Source organism: Methylobacterium sp. FW306-05-D (assembly GCF_058782155.1).
Window position 1 is genome coordinate 1 of sequence record NZ_JBYSXL010000168.1, and the last position, 1040, is coordinate 1040.

General features: G+C 70.9%; 1 protein-coding gene. It reads left to right on the forward strand.

Annotated elements, in window-relative coordinates; all coding sequences use genetic code 11:
• Positions 1-1040: 1-deoxy-D-xylulose-5-phosphate synthase N-terminal domain-containing protein (locus AC3WLN_RS24025; protein ID WP_492485493.1), on the forward strand; the 1040-nt coding region annotated here is incomplete at both ends.

The following is a 1040-nucleotide window of genomic DNA, read 5'->3' on the forward strand; positions in this document are numbered from 1 at the left end:
CGCCAGCCGGGCGGCCTGTCGGGCTTCACCAAGCGCTCGGAGAGCGTCTACGACCCCTTCGGGGCGGCCCATTCCTCCACCTCGATCTCGGCGGCCCTCGGCATGGCCGTGGCGCGCGACCTCGACGAGGCCTCGGCCCGGGCGCAGGGCGGGCCGGCGGGCAAGCGCCGCAACATGATCGCGGTGATTGGCGACGGCTCGATGTCGGCGGGCATGGCCTACGAGGCGATGAACAACGCCGGCGCGCTCAAATCCCGCCTCATCGTCATCCTCAACGACAACGACATGTCGATCGCGCCCCCGGTGGGGGCGATGTCGGCCTACTTCGCGCGCCTGGCCTCGGGCGGCACCTACCAGTCCCTGCGCGAGACCGCCAAGCAGCTGGGCCGGCTCCTGCCCAAGGGCCTCTACCAGCGGGCGGCCGCGGCCGAGGAATACGCCCGCTCCCTGGTGGTGGGCTCGGGCACGATGTTCGAGGAGATGGGCTTCCACTATGTCGGTCCGGTGGACGGGCACAACCTCGACCACCTGCTGCCGGTGCTCAAGAACGTGCGCGACTCCGAGCAGGGCCCGATCCTGCTGCACGTCGTCACCCAGAAGGGCAAGGGCTACGCGCCGGCCGAGGCCAGCGCCGACCGCTATCACGGCGTGGTCAGGTTCGACGTGCTCTCGGGGGTCCAGGCCAAGGCCAAGCCGAACGCGCCGGCCTACACGCGGGTGTTCGGCGAGAGCCTGATCAAGGCCGCGGACGCCGACGACAAGGTGGTGGCGATCACGGCGGCGATGCCGGGGGGCACGGGCATCGACCTGTTCGGCAAGGCGCATCCCGAGCGCACCTTCGATGTCGGCATCGCCGAGCAGCACGCGGTGACCTTCGCGGGCGGGCTGGCCACCGAGGGCTACAAGCCGTTCGTGGCGATCTACTCGACCTTCCTGCAGCGGGCCTACGACCAGGTGGTGCATGACGTGGCGCTGCAGAACCTGCCCGTGCGCTTCTGCCTGGACCGGGCCGGTCTGGTGGGGGCGGACGGGGCGACGCA